The organism is Bartonella queenslandensis AUST/NH15 (genome assembly GCF_000312585.1).
Lineage (GTDB): Bacteria > Pseudomonadota > Alphaproteobacteria > Rhizobiales > Rhizobiaceae > Bartonella > Bartonella queenslandensis_A.
This window is the reverse complement of the sequence record NZ_HE998318.1, coordinates 1-254: the sequence shown is the minus strand read 5'-3', so window position 1 is coordinate 254 and position 254 is coordinate 1. Positions and strand designations below refer to the sequence as shown.

Here is a 254-nt window from a genome sequence, read left to right as displayed (position 1 = left end):
GGTAAATTTACGGAAGTAGAATCTTTTTCATCAAAAGAGGCCATTGATCTGAGTAGGATAGCACAATCACGGACATCTCTCGCAATAGGTCCAGCTTGATCAAGAGATGAAGCAAACGCGACAGCGCCCCATCGCGAACAACGTCCATAAGTTGGCTTTATTCCTACAGTCCCAGTAAAAGCTGCTGGTTGACGTATTGAGCCACCTGTATCTGTTGCTGTTGCTCCAGCACAAATTTGTGCAGCAACAGCGGC

1 protein-coding gene is annotated in these 254 nt (G+C 46.9%); it reads right to left on the bottom strand.

Features of this window, described 5'->3' with window-relative positions:
* The coding region (locus BN338_RS10285) for an amidase family protein (protein WP_039762236.1) at window positions 1-254 on the bottom strand (254 nt) is incomplete at both ends.